Source organism: Microbacterium sp. KUDC0406, from assembly GCF_021582875.1.
Lineage (GTDB): Bacteria > Actinomycetota > Actinomycetes > Actinomycetales > Microbacteriaceae > Microbacterium.
Genome location: NZ_CP091138.1, coordinates 2,397,496 through 2,414,606, shown reverse-complemented (window position 1 = coordinate 2,414,606; position 17,111 = coordinate 2,397,496). Strand labels below are relative to the sequence as shown.

The 17,111-nt window shown below is 71.4% G+C and carries 12 protein-coding genes and 1 pseudogene; all 13 read left to right on the top strand.

Features of this window, described 5'->3' with window-relative positions:
* Positions 1-7 precede the first annotated feature (7 nt).
* The 13 genes and pseudogenes from L2X99_RS12120 to L2X99_RS12065 all read left to right on the top strand — a co-directional run bounded on the left by L2X99_RS12120 (position 8) and on the right by L2X99_RS12065 (position 17,023).
* A complete protein-coding gene (locus L2X99_RS12120) occupies positions 8-979 on the top strand; it encodes an AAA family ATPase (protein ID WP_236135169.1) in 972 nt (323 codons plus the stop codon).
* Entirely contained in the window at positions 979-2,241 is a 1,263-nt protein-coding gene (locus L2X99_RS12115; protein WP_236126512.1) for a DUF58 domain-containing protein, read from the top strand. The genes L2X99_RS12120 and L2X99_RS12115 overlap by 1 nt, the downstream gene beginning before the upstream one ends.
* Positions 2,238-4,475 carry a transglutaminase-like domain-containing protein gene (locus tag L2X99_RS12110; protein WP_236126513.1) on the top strand — a complete coding sequence of 746 codons (2,238 nt, stop codon included), beginning with the start codon at positions 2,238-2,240 and terminating at the stop codon, positions 4,473-4,475. Before L2X99_RS12115 ends, L2X99_RS12110 begins: the two co-directional genes overlap by 4 nt.
* Positions 4,430-4,633, top strand: coding sequence for a hypothetical protein (locus L2X99_RS12105; RefSeq protein WP_236126514.1), 204 nt, complete (start codon positions 4,430-4,432; stop codon positions 4,631-4,633). The genes L2X99_RS12110 and L2X99_RS12105 overlap by 46 nt, the downstream gene beginning before the upstream one ends.
* Positions 4,630-5,886 carry an RDD family protein gene (locus tag L2X99_RS17925; protein ID WP_268928510.1) on the top strand — a complete coding sequence of 419 codons (1,257 nt, stop codon included), beginning with the start codon at positions 4,630-4,632 and terminating at the stop codon, positions 5,884-5,886. The genes L2X99_RS12105 and L2X99_RS17925 overlap by 4 nt, the downstream gene beginning before the upstream one ends.
* Positions 5,883-6,695 (top strand): PP2C family protein-serine/threonine phosphatase, encoded by an 813-nt coding sequence (locus L2X99_RS12095; protein ID WP_236135168.1) that lies wholly within the window; start codon positions 5,883-5,885, stop codon positions 6,693-6,695. The genes L2X99_RS17925 and L2X99_RS12095 overlap by 4 nt, the downstream gene beginning before the upstream one ends.
* 444 nt (positions 6,696-7,139) lie before the next feature.
* On the top strand, positions 7,140-8,033 hold the full coding sequence (locus tag L2X99_RS12090) for an FHA domain-containing protein (protein WP_236135167.1): 894 nt from the start codon (positions 7,140-7,142) through the stop codon (positions 8,031-8,033).
* Positions 8,030-9,700 carry a serine/threonine-protein kinase gene (locus L2X99_RS12085; RefSeq protein WP_236135166.1) on the top strand — a complete coding sequence of 557 codons (1,671 nt, stop codon included), beginning with the start codon at positions 8,030-8,032 and terminating at the stop codon, positions 9,698-9,700. The genes L2X99_RS12090 and L2X99_RS12085 overlap by 4 nt, the downstream gene beginning before the upstream one ends.
* Positions 9,701-9,815: 115 nt before the next feature.
* The gene (locus L2X99_RS12080; protein WP_236135165.1) at positions 9,816-10,463 is read left to right on the top strand and encodes a hypothetical protein; all 648 of its coding nucleotides are present in this window, start codon (positions 9,816-9,818) and stop codon (positions 10,461-10,463) included.
* Positions 10,460-10,993: pseudogene (locus L2X99_RS18645) on the top strand (RDD family protein); the annotation flags it as partial. The gene L2X99_RS12080 and the pseudogene L2X99_RS18645, both read left to right, overlap by 4 nt.
* A gap of 598 nt (positions 10,994-11,591) precedes the next feature.
* Complete coding sequence (locus L2X99_RS18640; RefSeq protein WP_442923529.1) at positions 11,592-12,089, top strand: FHA domain-containing protein; 498 nt, start codon at positions 11,592-11,594, stop codon at positions 12,087-12,089.
* Positions 12,090-12,120: 31 nt separating this feature from the next.
* Complete coding sequence (locus L2X99_RS12070; RefSeq protein ID WP_236135163.1) at positions 12,121-16,635, top strand: FtsK/SpoIIIE domain-containing protein; 4,515 nt, start codon at positions 12,121-12,123, stop codon at positions 16,633-16,635.
* 100 nt (positions 16,636-16,735) lie between these two features.
* Positions 16,736-17,023: a WXG100 family type VII secretion target gene (locus L2X99_RS12065; protein WP_236126519.1), complete on the top strand. Its 288-nt coding sequence runs from the start codon at positions 16,736-16,738 to the stop codon at positions 17,021-17,023.
* Positions 17,024-17,111: the final 88 nt, after the last annotated feature.

Genomic DNA, 17,111 nt, shown 5'->3' with positions numbered 1-17,111 from the left:
CACTCTCATGACGATGACCCCCGAACAGGCAGCCTGGTTCCAGGGCACCTTCAACCGGCTGGTCGACAACGTCGACAAGGCGCTGCAGGGCAAGAGCGAGATCGTGAGTCTTGTGCTCGCCTCGATGCTGGCCGAGGGGCACGTCCTCCTCGAGGACGCGCCGGGCACCGGCAAGACCAGCCTCGCCAAGGCGCTGGCGGCGACGGTCCAGGGCACCAGCGCCCGAATCCAGTTCACGCCCGACCTGCTGCCCTCCGACGTCACCGGCGTCACGATCTACGACCAGCAGGCGCACCGCTTCGAGTTCCACCGCGGCCCGATCTTCGCCTCGATCGTCCTGGCGGACGAGATCAACCGCGCCTCCCCGAAGACCCAGTCGGCGCTGCTGGAGGTCATGGAGGAGTCGCGCGTCACCGTGGACGGCGTCACCCACGAGACCGGCCGTCCGTTCCTCGTGATCGCGACGCAGAACCCCGTCGAGCAGGCGGGAACCTACAAGCTGCCCGAAGCGCAGCTGGACCGGTTCCTGATCAAGACGTCGATCGGATACCCCGACCTGGCGGTCACCGAGAGCATCCTGGCCGGGGCGTCGGACCGCAACCCCTCGGCGAGCCTGTCTGCGATCATCACGACCAGTGCCGTCGCCGACATGGCCGACCTCGCCGCGACCGCGCACGTCGAGCCGGCGGTGCTCCGCTACGTCGCCGAGCTCGCCGAGGCCACCCGCGCCGACAGCAGCGTGCGGCTGGGGGTCTCGGTCGGCGGCGCGATCGCCATGGTGCGCATCGCGAAGGTCTGGGCGGCTGCGCACGGACGTCACTACGTGCTGCCGGACGACGTCAAGGTCCTCGCCGCCGCAGTCTGGCAGCACCGCCTGCTGCTGGACGCCGAGGCGGAGTTCGCCGGCACGACCTCGGCGACCGTCATCTCGCGCGTCCTGGGATCCGTGGCCGCGCCTCAGGCCCGAACGGCGGCGTGATGGCGTCGGAGACACTTCCCGCCGCCTCGCCGACGACCCGAGGCGACGCCGGCTGGCGAGACATCGCCGCGGTCGTCGGGTCGCGAGTCGGGGCGCGTCTCCGGATCGTCCTGTCCGCTGTCCGCCCCCTGGCGTGGGTGCTGATCGGGCTGGGACTCGGCCTGTGGATCATCGGTCAACTGCTGGGCTGGTGGGAGCTCACGGTCGCCGCGGTCATCATCATGGTCACGGTCGCGCTCTGCGCCCTGTTCCTGATCGGGCGCACCGAGTACGACGTCTCGCTGGACCTCGCCCGCACGCGGGTCGTCGTGGGCGAGCGTGCGGTCGGCGCTCTGACCCTCGCGAACCGCAGCAATCGGGCCATCCTGCCCTCCCGCGTCGTCCTCCCGGTGGGATCCGGACGCGGCGAGTTCGGCATCCAGCGTCTGGCACCCGGTCAGGAGGCCGAGGAGCTGTTCGCGATCCCCACCCAGAGGCGCAGCGTCGTGAAGGTCGGACCCGTCAGCGTGGTGCGCGGCGATCCACTCGGCCTCTTCGAGCGCGCGCACCGCCGTGACGAGCCGGTCGACCTGTACGTCCATCCCCGCACCGTCCTGTTCGACGGGCAGTCGCTCGGCTTCCTGCGCGACCTCGAGGGCATGCCCGCGGCCGACCTCTCCCGCGACGACGTGTCCTTCCACGCGCTGCTGGAGTACCAGCCCGGCGACGACCTGCGGCACGTGCACTGGCGGTCGACGGCGCGCACCGGCACCATGATGGTGCGCCAGTTCGAGGAGACCCGTCGCTCGCACTTCGTCATCGGTCTGTCCCGGAGCGCCGCGGAGTACGCCGAGGACGAGGAGTTCGAACGCGCCGTGTCGATGGCGGGATCCGTCGGCCTGCGCGCGCTGCGCGACTCGCAGCGGGTCGACCTGCGCGTACAGGGGCGCGACCTGCCCGCCGGCACCGGGAAGCAGCTGCTGGACTCGCTGTCCACGGTCGAGTTCTCCAAGCCGAAGGAGGGCGGCGTCACCGATCTCGCCGGCGTCCTCGCCGCGACCATGCCCCTCGCCAGCTTCGTCGTCCTCGTGACCGGCTCGAAGACCAGGACCGAAGACCTGCGTGCTGCGTGCTCGCGCGTCCCGTTCGGAGCCCGCGCGCTCGCGATCGTCGTGGATCTGCGGGCCGAGAGCCCCACGCTGCGGCGCATCGGCGATGCCGATGTCGTCACGGTCGCCGCGCTCGAGCAGCTGCCCGTCGCCCTGCAGAAGGTGCTCGCATGACCGCCGCCCCCATCAGTACCCGGCGCTGGATCGTCGATCTCACCGCCTCGGCGCTGCTTCTCGCCGTCGCCGTCGTCGGCTTCTGGCCGACCTTCGCCGGACCTTCCTACCTGCCCGCTGCGGTGGGTGCAGTGGTGCTCGGCCTCGGCATCGCCGCCGTCAGCGCCTGGCGCCGCTGGGGCATCCTCATCGTCGCGGGTCTCACGATCGCCGCATACTTCGTCTTCGGCGGGGCGCTCGCCCTGCCCTACACGACGATCGCCGGCGTCGTCCCGACGCTGGACACGCTGCAGAAGCTGGCGCTGGGCGCCATCACCTCCTGGAAGCAGCTGCTGACCACGGTGGCTCCGGTGGCGGTGACCGACGGGCACGCACTCGTGCCGTTCCTGCTGCTGCTCGTCACGAGCGTGCTGACCGGATCGCTCGCGCTGCGGCTCGGCCACGCGGGCTGGGCGCTGATCCCCGCAGGCATCGCGGTCGGATTCGGGATCGCTCTCGGCGTGCCCTCACCCGCAGCCCCTCTCGTCCAGGGCGCCGTGTTCGCGCTCGTCAGCGTCGGATGGCTGGCCCTGCGGCAGATCTGGGCGCCGAGCAACGCGGCCGTCTCGGTCAGCGACGTCGACCCCACGCGCGCGTCACACATGCGCTGGCGGCGCATCGGCGCCGGCGGTGCGGTGCTCGCGCTCGCCGCCGGCGCGGGCATCGCCACGAGCGCCGTCGCCCAGCCGTACGAGCCGCGGCACGTGTTCCGCGACACCATCGTCCCGCCGTTCAACATCCGCGAGTACCCGAGTCCGCTGCAGTCGTACCGCAAGACCGTGCGCGACGACCTGGACGACACCCTGTTCACCGTGCAGGGCCTGCCGAAGGGCGCGCGGATGCGCCTGGCGGCGATGGACGACTTCAACGGCCAGGTCTACAACGTCTCGGATGCCGGCAACGGCTCATCCGGTGCGTTCACGCCGCTGCGCGGCAACATGTCAGTGGATGCCGAGGGCACGCGTGCCACGCTCAAGGTCGACATCGGGAAGTACGAGGAGGTCTGGATCCCCACTGCGGGTCAGGTCAATGAGCTCGTGTTCACGGGTGACCGCGCCGAGCAGCTGCGCCGCTCGACGTACTACAACGAGGGCAGCGCCACGGCGATCACGACGACTCCGCTCGCTAGGGGCGACTCGTACACCCTCGAGACGACGCTTCCCGTCGAACGCGACGACGAGGACCTCGGCGATGCGGAGTTCGGCACGGTGTCGATGCCGGAGCAGTCGGACGTGCCCGAGGAGCTCTCGGGGCTGGCAGCCGACATCACCGAGGACGCGAAGACCCCGATCGACAAGGTCTCGAAGCTGGAGCTCTTCCTCGCCGAGGGCGGCTTCTTCAGCCATGGTCTGGAGGGCGAGGTCATCTCTCGTGCGGGTCACACCTCGGAGCGCATCTCGACGCTCATCGGCGGTGACCAGATGATCGGGGACGACGAGCAGTACGCGGTGGCGATGACGCTGCTCGCCCGCGAGCTCGACATTCCCGCTCGCGTGGTGATGGGCTTCTACCCGGACGAGGAGCAGGCCGGTTCGGCATCGTTCACGGCGAACGGCGACACGCTGCACGCATGGGTCGAGGTGAATTTCGCCGGCCACGGCTGGGTGGCCTTCGACCCGACCCCGCCGGAGGACAAGGTCCCCAATGATCAGAACACCAAGCCGCGCGCCGACCCGAAGCCGCAGGTGCTGCAGCCGCCGCCCCCGCCGCAGGAGCCGGTCGACCTGCCGCCGACGCTGCCCGACGACCGCGAGCCCGAGGACGACTCGGCGAACATCTGGGGCATCATCGGCGTGATCCTCGCGATCGGAGGCATCTCGCTCGGCGTGATCGCTCTGCTCGCCTCGCCGTTCATCGTGATCGGCGCATGGAAGGCCGCACGCCGGCGCACGCGCCGCAACGCGCAGCACACCTCCGACCGCATCAGCGGCGGCTGGGACGAACTGACCGACCGCGCCACGGACTACGGCGCGCGCACGGCGCCGGGTGCGACCAGGGTGGAGGATGCCACCGCCGTGGCATCCACGCTGGCCGTTCCCGCGGTCAGCGTGCTGGCGGATCGTGCCGACGCCCAGGTGTTCGGTCCCAGCGACCCGTCGCCGAAGAGGTCGACGCCTTCTGGCGCGAGGTCGACGGGATCGTCGCGGGCATGGGCGCCGAAGCCGGCTTCTGGCGGCGTCTGCGTGCCCGGCTGAGCCTGCGATCGCTGCTCGGCGGGGGCGCCATGGCGTCGAAGCTGGGCGAGCTGAAGGATGCCGCGGCCGCGCGCGTCCGCCGCGAAGATGGCACCATCGAGAAGAACAACTCCGCAGCGCCCGAGAATGCTGCCGGACCCGAGAGCGAGACGACATGACGATGCTGCCCTTCGGACAGGTCGCGCCGGTGAACCGGCGAGTGCTGGCGTATGTCGTGGACGCGCTGATCGCGGCCGGACTCGCGATCGTACTGACCATCGTCGTGGTCGTGATCTCCATGGCATCCGGTCCAGACGGCTTCCTGACGGCGTACGCCATCGGGCTGGGGATCATGTCGCTTCTGATGCTGGCCTGGCTGCTCGTCTACACGGCGATGCAGGGCGGCAGCGGGTCGATCGGGATGCGCACGCAGGGCCTTCGCCTGGCGCGTGCCGGCGACGGTGCGCCGCTCGGCTTCGGCAAGGCGCTGCTGCGCAACCTCGTCTTCGGCGTCACCGCCTGGGTCGTGGTCGGGTACTTCTCCCCGCTGTTCGACGGCTCCGGCCGGTTCCAGGGCTGGCACGACAAGGCCGTCGGCGCGTTGATGCTGGACGCCAGGGTTCCCGCGGGCACCGCAGCACCGGTGTCGGCTCACCCTGCGCCACCCGCTCCGACCTCGGCGATGCCGGCTCCTCCGGCGCCGGTGATGCCGGCTCCTCCGGCGCCGGTGATGCCTCCCGCCCCGACCTCGGCCATGCCGATCCCCCCGCGTCCGCCGCTGCCCGGAACCGCCGTCCCGGCTCCGCCGGTGCCTTCGGCAGCGGATGCCGCCGGCAACGCGGATCTCGACGAGACTGTCGTGTCGCCGTCGGCGACCGTCGCCCCCGCGCCCGCCCAGGATCCGGCGACACCCGCGCCCGCCGACGCGCTGATCGCGTTCGTTCCCGGCGTCACGCGCGACTCCGCACCGGAGCCGCCGGCCCAGGACGCCCCCGTGGCACAGCCTGCCGATTCCCGTGCAGCCCCTGCCGCACCGGTGCGTCCGGAGCCGGAGCCCGCGCAGCCGTCCGAGGCCGACGAGGTCGAGGACACCCGCATCAGCATCCCCGGACACCGCCTGGTGTTCACCTGGGACGACGGCAGCCGCGTCACCGTCTCGCGCCGCACGATCTTCGGCCGCAACCCCTCGCCCGAGGACGGCGCGGTGGTCGTACCGGTGCGCGACGAGACGCTCTCGCTGTCGAAGACGCATTTCGAGGCGGCATCCGAGGTCTCGGGCGGCTGGGTCATGGACAGGCATTCCACCAACGGCATGACGATCGTGCGCGACGGGGTGCGGATCGCCTGCGCTCCGGGCGAGCGCACCCGCGTGCGCCTCGGAGACGTCATCGAGATCGGCGACCGCGTGGTGACGATCGGCGGTTACGCATGATCCCGCCCATCGTCGTCTCGTGCGGCTGGGCGACCCATGCCGGTCTCCGCCGCACGCTGAACGAGGACTCCCTGCTGGTGCAGGCCCCGCTGTTCCTGGTGGCGGACGGCATGGGCGGGCATCAGGCCGGTGAGGAGGCCAGCGCAGGCGCGATCGAGGAGTTCGCCGGTCTGGTCGGGCGTCCCGCGGTCGCACTCGACGACGTGCGTTTCGCGATCGCCCGCGCCAAGACCCGCATCGACGCGCTGTCCGATGCGGGCACCGGCCGCGCCGGCACCACGCTCAGCGGCGTCGCCGTCGCATCCGTCGACGGTGTCGGGTACTGGCTGGCGGTGAACATCGGCGACTCGCGCACCTACCGGCTGGCCGGCGGGGCGCTCGAGCAGATCACGGTCGACCATTCGGTGGTGCAGGAGCTGATCGATGCCGGAGAGCTGCTCGAGGCCGAGGCCCGCGGTGATCGCCGCAGGAACATCATCACCAGGGCGCTCGGAGCCGGCAGCACCGGCGAGGCGGACTACTGGATGATCCCGGCCGCGACCGGTGATCGCGTCCTGGTGTGCTCCGACGGTCTTCCGTCCGAGGTCGCCGACGACGTCATCGCGCAGATCCTCACCCGGCACACCGACCCGCAGAATGCTGCGGACCATCTGGTCGCGGCCGCCCTCGAACAGGGTGGACGCGACAACATCACGGCGGTCGTCGTCGACGCCGTGCATGTCAGGACGCGCCCGGAGGGCGCGGGCGACGACACCGACATCGACGTCGACACGCTGCCGCGTGCCGAAGCCACCGGAGGAATGCAGTGATGCGAGCGGGATACGAGTTGGGCACATGGTGGTCGCTGATCGGCCGCGCCGGCGTGGTCGTGCTGCCGCCCGACGCCGACGATCGCCTCGTCGACGGTCTCTGGGACGTGATCGAGGGCGGCACGGGGATGAGCGCGATCGTGGATGTGCTGACCACGCACGTCGGCGGCGTGTTCGCAGCGATCCCGCCGTTCGTCGCCGTCGTGCGGGAGGGCGCGGACCTGCGGGTCGCGGTGCGCGGCCGGGTCTCGGCGCGCGTGACCGACACCGAGGGCGAGGAGCGCACGTTCACCGGCGCCGAGGTCACCACCTGGAGCGAGCACTTCGTGCCCGGCGGGGCCGAGGCGGAGATCCTGGTCGACGAGGACGTCAGCGGACGCGTGCTGCCGATCTCGCACGGCGTGATCACCGCGGCCCGCGTCACTCTCGACTTCACCCAGGAGGATGCCGGCGGCAGCGCCCCTCCCGGTGGCCGCCGTCGAGGTCGGTTCCGAGCCCGATGTCGCGCCGGAGCCGGTCGTCGAACCGGCGCCGGAGGAGCCGGCGCCGGAGCACGCGCCCGAGTCCGAGGCCGAGCACGAGCCCGCGGCCGAGCCCGAGCTCGAACAGGAGTCCGAGCCCGCGCAGGAGTCCGGGGCGCCGTCAGAATCCGAACAGGAACCGCTGGTCGAGCCGGAGCCGGAGCCGGAGCCGGCGCCCGTCTCCGACCCCCTGCCGGAGCCCGTGGCTCACCTGCAGACCGACCCCTTCGCCACCCTCGGCCTCACCGACATGCTCGAGGAGGACGTCGAATCCACGATCGTCAGTCCGGCGTCGATCGCCGCCGCGGCACCGCCGGCACCGCCGGCGCCTCCGGCATCCGGCGACCATGACGGCGCGACGATCTCGCTGGCGCAGCTGCGCGCCATGCGGGGCGAAGACGCCCCGGTCCCTCCGCCGCCTCCCGCATCCGTGGTGCCGGACGCGGCGACCGAGGTGCTCGACGTCCCGGTGCCCGGGCGGGGCCGCATCCGCATGTCCACCGGTCAGGTCGTCGAACTGGACCGCCCGGTGATCATCGGACGCCGTCCTCGGTCGACGCGCGCCAGCGGTGACAGCCTGCCGCACCTGATCGCCGTCGACAGCCCGCAGCAGGACATCTCGCGCAGCCATCTCGAGATCCGTCCGGAGGCCGGCGCCTGCGTCGTGATCGACCTGCACACCACGAACGGTTCGACGCTGCTGCGCACGGGCTCCGACCCGGTGCGTCTGCACCCCGGCGAGCAGACGGTCGTGGTCAGCGGAGACACGGTCGACCTCGGCGACGGGGTGACGATCACGTTCGAGGATCTGCCGTGAGCCGCCCGCCGTCCGCTCCGCCCGCGCTTCCGGGCTTCACGTACCTCGACCCGCTGGGCACCGGCGGGTTCGCCGACGTCTTCCTGTACGAGCAGGAGATGCCGCGCCGCAAGGTGGCGGTGAAGGTGCTGCTCGCGGATCGCATCACGGACAGCGCGGCAGCGGAGTTCGCCGACGAGGCGAACGTGATGGCGATGCTCTCGACGCATCCGGCGATCGTCACGATCTATCAGGCGGGCGTCGCGGGTGACGGCCGGCCGTACCTGGTGATGGAGTACTGCCCGCGCCCGAACCTGCAGCTGCGTGCGCGGCGGGAGCGGTTCTCGGTCGCCGAGGCGCTGCGCGTCGGCATCCAGGTGGCGGGCGCGGTCGAGACCGCGCATCGGGCAGGCGTGCTGCACCGTGACATCAAGCCGGCGAACATCCTCGTCACCGAGTACAACAGGCCGGCCCTGACCGACTTCGGCATCGCCTCGACGACGCAGGGCGTCGGGGAGGCCACCGGCATGTCGATTCCGTGGTCGCCGCCGGAGTCGTTCGCCGACCCGCCCACCGCGACGCCGCGATCGGATGTCTGGGCGCTGGGCGCCACGGTCTACACGCTGCTGACCGGGCGCTCGCCGTTCGAGCAGCCGGGCGGCCGCAACTCCGGTGCCGACCTGATCGAGCGGATCGAGCGCTCGGCGCTGCCCCCGCTGGCCCGCGCAGACGCGCCGGGGAGCCTGCAGACGGCGCTCGAGACGGCGATGGCGAAGAACCCGGGCGACCGGTTCCCGAGCGCGGTCGCGTTCGCCCGTGCTCTGCAGAAGGTGCAGATCGAGCTCTCGCACTCGGTCACGCCGGTCGACATCGTCGACGACCAGCCGCACGACGGCGGAGTCGAGGAGGACGACGACGGCCTCACCCGGGTGCGTGAGATCGTCAGCATCGATCCGACCCGTCCGTCCGCGACGACGGAGCGCAAGCGCCCTGTGCCCGCGTCCCCGGCCGGCGACGTCCCGGCGGGCACACCCGCGTTCACCACCGCGGCGGCGGCATCGGCTGCGGACCCGTCCGCGCTGGAGACGACCGTGCAGCGTGCGAAGCCGACGGATGCCGCACCCGCGGCGCCCCTCGGCGAGGACGACGACCGGACGATGCTGCGCGCTCCCCGCGTGCTCACCCCGGACGCGCCGGCGCCGCAGTCGCCGCCGGTCGCCCCGGCCGCCGCCGGCACCCGTGGCGACGGCGGCGGAGCCGCCGGCCCGCCGCCGTGGCATGCCGTGGTGGGGCTGGGCCGCTGCATCCGTCGCCGGGCTTGCGGTCATCGTCGGCGGAGCCTGGTTCGCGGGCGGAGCGCTGCTGAACCAGGCGGCGCCCACACCGGTGAAGTCCGATCAGAAGCCGGTGCCGCAGGATCCGATCTCCGCGCTGGTGCCGCCGGTCGAAGATCTGAAGGGCGTGCACAAGGGCGATCAGGTGGTCTTCACCTGGACGAACCCCGACCCGCAGGACGGGGACTCGTACATCTGGCAGCAGGTGACGCTCGAGGGACCGGGGACTCCGCCCGCACCGAAGAGACCACGGCGACGATCCCGGCGCAGGCGTCAGGACCGACCTGCATCGAGGTGACGCTCCGGCGAGATGCCGGGCGCAGCTCCGACCCGCTCCGGGAGTGCACCCCATGACGGACGAGATCCTGCAGACCGGTGACCAGCCGATCGCGAAGCCGTCCCCTCCGGGGCAGGTCACGGTCGAGTTCGCGGGGAGTACTTCACCGTTCCCGCGGGCGGACGGTTCACCGTGGGCCGCGAGGGCGACCTGGCCATCGACGACAACCTGTTCCTGCACCGGCACTTCCTCGACATCTCCGAGGAGCAGGGGCTGTGGTGGCTGGCGAACGTCGGCACACGGCTCTCCGCCTCGGTGACCGACGCCGGTGGCGGAGTGCAGGCCTGGCTCGCGCCTGGCGCGCGGCTGCCCCTGGTGTTCGCACGCACGACGATCGTGTTCTCCGCAGGTCCGACGACCTACGAACTGGTCGTGCACGCCGCGGAGCCGAAGTTCCGCCCGGTGCGGCAGGAGCTCCTCGACGGCGACTCCACCATCGGCGAGGTGCCGCTGACCCTCAGCCAGAAACTGCTGGTGGTGGCGCTCGCCGAGCCGATGCTGCGACGCGACGGCACCGGGATGAGCGCCATCCCGTCGTCTGCCGCGGCCGCGGAGCGACTGGGATGGACGGTCACGCGGTTCAACCGCAAGCTCGACAACGTGTGCGACAAGTTCGATCGCATCGGCGTGCCCGGAATGCGCGGCGGTGTGCGCTCGGGCGCCACGAATCGCCGCGCCCGGCTGGTCGAGCATGCGGTCACCTCTCGTCTGGTGACCCGTGACGACCTGCCGCTGCTCGACCAGGAGCACGAGACGGAATCGGAGAACGACGCGGAATGATCTGGGAGGTCGACAGCGGAGAGAAGGCGATCGAGGGACTCGACGCGCAGGGCAGGCCCGACCCGGGCTACGCGCGGGCGCTCGGTCTCGTGCCGGCGCGGAGCGGGATGCGGGTGCTGTCGACCCTGACCGAGCTCGTGGTCGCCGTGCTGCTCGCGCTGCCCGCCGCCCTCGTGCTCACGCCGATCGCGCTGTCGATCGCCGCGGGGACCTTCGACGCGGCCGCCTTCGGGAGGCGCGGCGATCTGGTCTGGCTGCTCGTCGCGGTGATCGCCTCGTACGTGCTGACGACCGCGTACACCGTGGTGCAGTTGATCCTGCACGGCCGCAAGGGCGTGACGCTGGGCAAGGCGATCTTCGGCATCCGCTCGGTGAACGTGCGCACGCTGGAGCGACCGGGATTCTGGCGCGGCGCAGTGGTGCGGTACCTGATCCTGGGAGCCTCCTTTCTGGTGCCCGTGATCGGCCCGCTGCTGGTGATCGCGATCTCGCCGTTCCTGGACGCCGAGCGCCGGGGGCGCGGATGGCCGGACCTGGCCGCAGCCACCTGGTTCATCGATGTGCGCGGCGGCCTGGATCCGTATGACGTCAAGCGGATGCGCATCGCACGCAAGCAGCAGTACGTCACCCTGCACGAGGAGAAGCCGCCGCTCCCGTCGCTCGCCACCGCGGTCGATCGCCCCGGCACGGCCGAGTACGTGCCGTCCGGCCGGTTCTCCGGCGGGGTGCTCGGCGCGCGCCGGCTCGCCGGGGCGCCGGATGCCGCGACTCCCGCGACCGGGCCGACGGGGGGCGGGCTGGCCACGCCGCCGGCTCCGGCCACGACGTCGGCTGCGGCGGGGACGCCGGGTCCGGCATCCGCGCCGGCTCCTGCGCCGTTCGCGCCGGCGGGCACGGCGGCCGCAGCGGGCATGATCACGGGCGTGCCGTCCTTGAAGCCCGTCGCAGAGGGAGCGGAGCCGCCGGCTCGGGCCGTCCCGACGCGGGGCTCTCCCGCTCCGGCCGCTCCCGCTCCGGCCGCTCCCGCTGTGCAGGCGGGTCCCTCCGGACCCTCTCCGAGCCCCGCATCCGTCGCTTCCGCCCCGCCGGCGTCGCCCGCGCCAGCCGGCGCCCCCGCGCCGGCATCCGGTGAGACACGCATCCCCGCGGAGACGCTCATCCCGGTCGAGACGGTGGCTCCGGAACAGACCAGCGCCGACGCATCACCGGCGGCGTCTCCGGCCTCCGCTGCGCCGTCGGCGCCCGCCGACGCGGCAGCATCCGTGCGGACGCCGACCGGCGGCACCGTCGGCATCCGTCCCTCGTGCCGTGCTCGTGCTCGACACGGGCGAGCGCATCGAGGTGCGCGCGACCGTCCTGATCGGGCGTTCCCCGAAGCCGGCCGACGGCGAGGGATCGGTGCAGCTGGTGCCGCTGGCGGACGACAGCCGCTCGGTGTCGAAGACCCACCTGGCGATCATGCCCACCCGCCGCGGCCTCCTCGCCGTGGACCGCGGTTCGACGAACGGCTCCGCGGTGCTGCGCGACGGAGACGAGAGCGCACTCGTGCCCGGGCAGCCGCAGCCGCTCAACGCCGGCGACGGCGTGCGCTTCGGCGACCGGACGCTGCGGGTGGATCAGCTGTGATCGCCCGCCCAGACACATCAGAGGATGAACGATGAGGGTCAAGCTCACCCTGCGCCGTCCCGGCGCCCCGCTCACCGACATCGTGGTGATGACGGACTCGACCGCGACGGTCGCCGATGTGGCTCGCCAGATCGCCGTGGCCGACCCGCAGCGCAGCATCCGCGTCGGGAGCGGTGACACCCTCACGCTGTCGGTCGCGCCGCCGACGAGCGACTCCACCGAGGTGCTCAACCCCGATCTCGTCGTCGGCGACGCACCGCTGGGCTCGGGCTTCCTCGCCGAGGTCGTGAACCTCGGTCCTGATCGCGTCGCGACCGGCTTCGGCAGCGCGCGTCCGGTCGCACTGCTCACCGCGCTCAGCGGGCCGGCGGCGGGGCGGGAGTTCCCGCTCCCGCACGGCCACTTCACGATCGGCCGTGATCCCTCCAGCGACGTGCATCTCTCCGACCCCCTGGTGTCGAAGCGTCACGCGCGCATCGAGATCGGCCCCGGTTTCGTCGAGGTCGTCGACCTCAACTCCGCGAACGGCATCCTCGTAGACGGCGGTCTCGTGCAGCGCCTGCGGGTCATCCCCGGCCAGCCGTTCACGATCGGCGACGGCGAGCTCGTGGTGCACCTGGTCGGCGACTACGACGGCTCCGCAGCCGAGGCCGACCCGATCCTGGAGCGGGGCGGCGCGCTGCTGTTCAACCGCAGTCCCCGTGTCGAGGCGCGCTTCGTCGGCGAGGAGCTCGACGAGCCGCGGTACCCGCGCGACCAGGTGCAGCGGCTCTTCCCCTGGCCGATGCTCGTCGCGCCGATCCTGCTCGCCGTCACGATGTGGTCGGTCACCGGACGCGTCCTCTCGCTGCTGATGGCGGCGGCCTCGCCGATGATGATGTTCGGAAACTTCATCTCGCAGCGGACCAACCTCGGCCAGCGCCTCGGCAAGGAGTCCGAGCTCTTCGAGCAGCAGTACGAACGGCTCGAGGAGAGGCTGTACAACGCGGTGCCGCTGGAGCGCGAGGTGCGGCAGAACGAGGTGCCGCCGGTCGGCGTCGTCTTCGACGAGGCGATGCGTCTCGGGCCGATGCTGTGGACGCGCCGCCCCGAGCACTGGAACTTCCTCGCCGTGCGGCTGGGCACCTGCACCGACCGCTCCCGCACCATCATCAAGCGCACCGAGACGCCGGAGGCGCTGCCCGAGTTCGTCGAGCGCGTGGATCGTCTCGAGGAGCGCTATCGCATGATCGACGACGTCCCCGTGCTGGAGTCGCTGCAGAGCGTCGGCTCCCTCGGCGTCGCCGGGCCCACCGCCTTCGCCGCCGATGCGCTCCGCGGACTCGCCGTGCAGCTGTTCGGCATGCACTCCCCGAACGAGCTCGTCACGGTCGCGCTCACCGAACCCGGCTGGGCGCAGGAGCTGGACTGGCTGAAGTGGCTGCCGCACACCTCCAGCGAGCGGAACCCGTTCAAGGAGATGCCGCTCGCCGACTCCGCCTCCACGGCGGGCGCGCTGCTCAGCGGACTCGAGGAGATCGTGATGCGCCGGTCGAAGGCGGCCAGCGCGCCTCGTCCGCCGTACGGCGACGACTGGGATCCGATGCAGTACGGCACCGATGTGAAGCGCGCCGCCGAGGAAGCCACCTTCCCCGGCCAGACCGCGGTGCTGGTGATCGTCACCGACGATGCTCCCGTCGACCGCGCGCGTCTCACCCAGGTGCTCGAGCGCGGCGCCGACGTCGGCGTGTACGGCCTGTTCGTCGCACCGGTCGTCGAGGCGCTCCCCGCCGTGTGCCGCACGTTCCTCGACGTCACGACGGGGCTGGACGCCGCCAGGATCGGCACGGTGCGCAGTGGCCGCGACCATCGGGAGGTCCGGGTCGAGGGCGTCTCGCACGCCTACATGACGATGCTCGCCAAGCGACTCGCGCCGGTGGTGGACTCCAGCACCGTGGTGGAGGACTCGTCCGACATCCCGAACTCGGTGATGTTCCTCTCGCTGGTCGGAGGCGACCTCGCCGAGGACCCGAACGCGGTCATCGACCGCTGGCGGCAGAACAACACGATCATCGATCGCTCCGGCGCCCCGCAGCCACGGCTGAAGAAGGCCGGCAATCTGCGCGCCATCATCGGGCAGTCGCAGACCGATGCGATGACGCTCGATCTGCGACTGCAGGGGCCGCACGCCCTGGTCGGCGGCACCACCGGTGCCGGAAAGTCGGAGTTCCTGCAGGCCTGGGTGCTCGGCATGGCCGCTGCGCACAGCCCCGATCGCGTCACGTTCCTGTTCGTGGACTACAAGGGCGGCTCGGCCTTCGCCGACTGCGTCGACCTGCCGCACACCGTGGGCCTCGTGACCGACCTCAGCCCGCACCTTGTGCGCCGTGCGCTCACCAGCCTGCGCGCCGAGCTGCATCACCGCGAGCACCTGTTCAACCGCAAGAAGGCCAAGGACCTGCTCGAGCTCGAGAAGCGTCGCGACCCCGAGACGCCGCCCGCGCTCGTGCTCGTGATCGACGAGTTCGCGGCGCTCGCCGGAGAGGTTCCGGAGTTCGTCGACGGGGTGGTCGACATCGCCCAGCGCGGCCGCTCGCTCGGCATCCACCTGATCATGGCGACGCAGCGCCCCGCAGGCGTGATCAAGGACAACCTGCGGGCGAACACGAACCTGCGCGTCGCGCTGCGCATGGCCGACGAGTCGGATTCGAAGGACGTCGTGGACGACCCGGTCGCGGCGAGCTTCTCGCCGTCGATCCCCGGGCGCGGCATCGCCAAGACCGGTCCGGGCCGCCTCGTGCCGTTCCAGTCGGCGTATGCCGGCGGCTGGTCGAGCGACGAGGTGCAGGCGGCCGACGTGAAGGTCGCCGAGCTGCGGTTCGGCTCCATCCAGCTCTGGGAGCCCGAGCAGGCGCCCGAATCGGATTCGCACGACGAGGACCTCGGTCCCAACGACCAGAAGCGTATCGTCGCGACGCTGGTGAGGGCCGCGGCGCAGGCATCCATCCCGGCGCCACGCCGGCCGTGGCTCGACGACCTGGAGCAGGCGGTCGACCTGCGCGACCTGCCGGTGCTCGGCGACGGGCAGATCCTGATCGGCAAGCAGGACGTGCCCGAGCGGCAGCTGCAGGAGCCCGCGTACTTCCACCCCGACAAGGACGGCTCGCTGCTGATCTACGGCACCAGCGGCGCCGGCAAGTCGACGGTGCTGCGCACGCTGGCGATCGCCGCCGGGTACCGGGCGGCGTCGCAGGTCGAGGTGTACGGCCTGGACTTCGGATCCGGCGCGCTGAAGAGCCTGGAGACCCTGCCGCACGTCGGGTCCATCATCTCCGGTGACGACGCCGAGCGCGTGCAGCGCATCCTGCGCTCGCTCGCGCGCATCCTGGATGACCGCGGCAAGAGGTTCAGCGCGGCCAATGCGGCCAGCCTCACCGAGTACCGCGAGATCACCGGACGCTCCGAGCCGCGCATCCTGTTCCTCGTGGACGGTTTCCCGCAGTTCCGCTCCGAATGGGAGTCGACCACCGCGAGGATGCCGTTCTATCAGACCTTCATGCGGATCCTCGGCGAGGGCCGTCCGCTCGGCGTGCACGTGACCGCCAGCGCCGATCGTGCCGGTTCCGTGCCCACCGCGGTCAGTGCGAACGTCTCGCGACGCGTCGTCCTGCGGCTCGCGGACGAGACCGGCTACGCGATGCTGAACGCTCCCAAGGACGTGCTCGACGAGCGCTCCGCCCCGGGGCGCGCGATCGTCGACGGGCTGGAGACCCAGATCGCCACGCTCGGCGGAACGCCGAACGTGGCCGAGCAGACCAAGCTGCTCGAGCAGCTCGCGGTCGAGTTGCGTGCGGCCGGCGCCCGCGAGGTGGCCGAGATCGGCTCGCTGCCGACCAGGCTCGCGCTGCGCGATCTGCCGGACCGCGCCGACGACATGCCGGTGCTCGGCGTCGCGGAGGATACGCTCGCCGCACGCGGCTTCGACCCGGTCGGCACGTTCGTGGTCGCCGGCCCTCCGCTGTCGGGCAAGACCAACGCGCTCAAGGCGATCATCACCTCGGTGCGCCGCTTCGACCCCGAGGTCAAGCTGTTCCACTTCGGCGGGCGCCGTGCGGTGCTGAAGGAATGGGCGGACTGGACGCGCAGCGCCGTCACCCCGGACGACGCGAAGGAGCTGGCGAAGGAGATCACGGAGATCGCGGGCGACGAGTCAGTGCCGGTGCGGATGTTGGTCGTGGTCGAGGATGTCCCGCAGTTCGCGGACGGCCCCGCCGAGCGCGACATGAAGGCGATGTTCCAGGCGATCAACCGCAGCGACCACCTGCTGATCGGCGACGCGGATGTGACCCAGGTGACCAGCGGGTTCGGCTTCATCGGCGACTTCAAGGCCGGCCGCAAGGGCATCATCCTCAAGCCGGACGCCTTCGATGGCGACGCGGTGTTCAAGGTGCCGTTCCCGAAGGTCAAGCGCAGCGACTTCCCCGACGGCCGCGGCATCTTCGTGCAGAACGGCCGGCCGGTGACCGTGCAGCTGCCGGTCGTCGAGGGGGAGCGGCTCGGCGGTTGATGGGTAGTTGTGCCCATGGACGGTTTCTTGCGGGGTCTCGTAGGGTTGTTGGTGTCGGGCCGGGGTGGTCCGGTCCAACCGTTTACTGGAGGTGTTGACGATGGCCGATTTCGGTGCGTCTTATGCGGAGATGGAGCAGGTGGCGTCGTCGCTGTCGCAGGCTCGTGATGACATTCAGGGTCAGCTGGACACTCTGAAGGGGCAGGTGGACAACCTGCTGGGTGAGGACTTCAAGACGCAGCACGCGTCGGGCAAGTTCGGTGAGGGCTACGGTGAGCTGACGACGGGTCTGAAGCAGGCTGTGGACGGTATCAACGACATGTCCGAGTCGCTGCTGGGCATGATGCGTGCGATCCAGGACCTGGACCAGCAGCTCGCCGGCAGCTGAGCCGAAACGAGTCTGCTGAGGGGTCGGCCGATCTGCGGTCGGCCCCTTGTACTCCGCGGCCGCCGCGGGGTCGTGTGTCGAGAACAGT

Excerpts from the sequence above, each read along its gene's own strand:
- L2X99_RS12120 (WP_236135169.1), top strand. The coding sequence starts at position 8 with ATGACGATGACCCCCGAACAGGCAGCCTGGTTCCAGGGCACCTTCAAC.
- L2X99_RS12115 (WP_236126512.1), top strand. The coding sequence starts at position 979 with ATGGCGTCGGAGACACTTCCCGCCGCCTCGCCGACGACCCGAGGCGAC.
- L2X99_RS12110 (WP_236126513.1), top strand. The coding sequence starts at position 2,238 with ATGACCGCCGCCCCCATCAGTACCCGGCGCTGGATCGTCGATCTCACC.
- L2X99_RS12105 (WP_236126514.1), top strand. The coding sequence starts at position 4,430 with ATGGGCGCCGAAGCCGGCTTCTGGCGGCGTCTGCGTGCCCGGCTGAGC.
- L2X99_RS17925 (WP_268928510.1), top strand. The coding sequence starts at position 4,630 with ATGACGATGCTGCCCTTCGGACAGGTCGCGCCGGTGAACCGGCGAGTG.
- L2X99_RS12095 (WP_236135168.1), top strand. The coding sequence starts at position 5,883 with ATGATCCCGCCCATCGTCGTCTCGTGCGGCTGGGCGACCCATGCCGGT.
- L2X99_RS12090 (WP_236135167.1), top strand. The coding sequence starts at position 7,140 with ATGCCGGCGGCAGCGCCCCTCCCGGTGGCCGCCGTCGAGGTCGGTTCC.
- L2X99_RS12070 (WP_236135163.1), top strand. The coding sequence starts at position 12,121 with ATGAGGGTCAAGCTCACCCTGCGCCGTCCCGGCGCCCCGCTCACCGAC.
- L2X99_RS12065 (WP_236126519.1), top strand. The coding sequence starts at position 16,736 with ATGGCCGATTTCGGTGCGTCTTATGCGGAGATGGAGCAGGTGGCGTCG.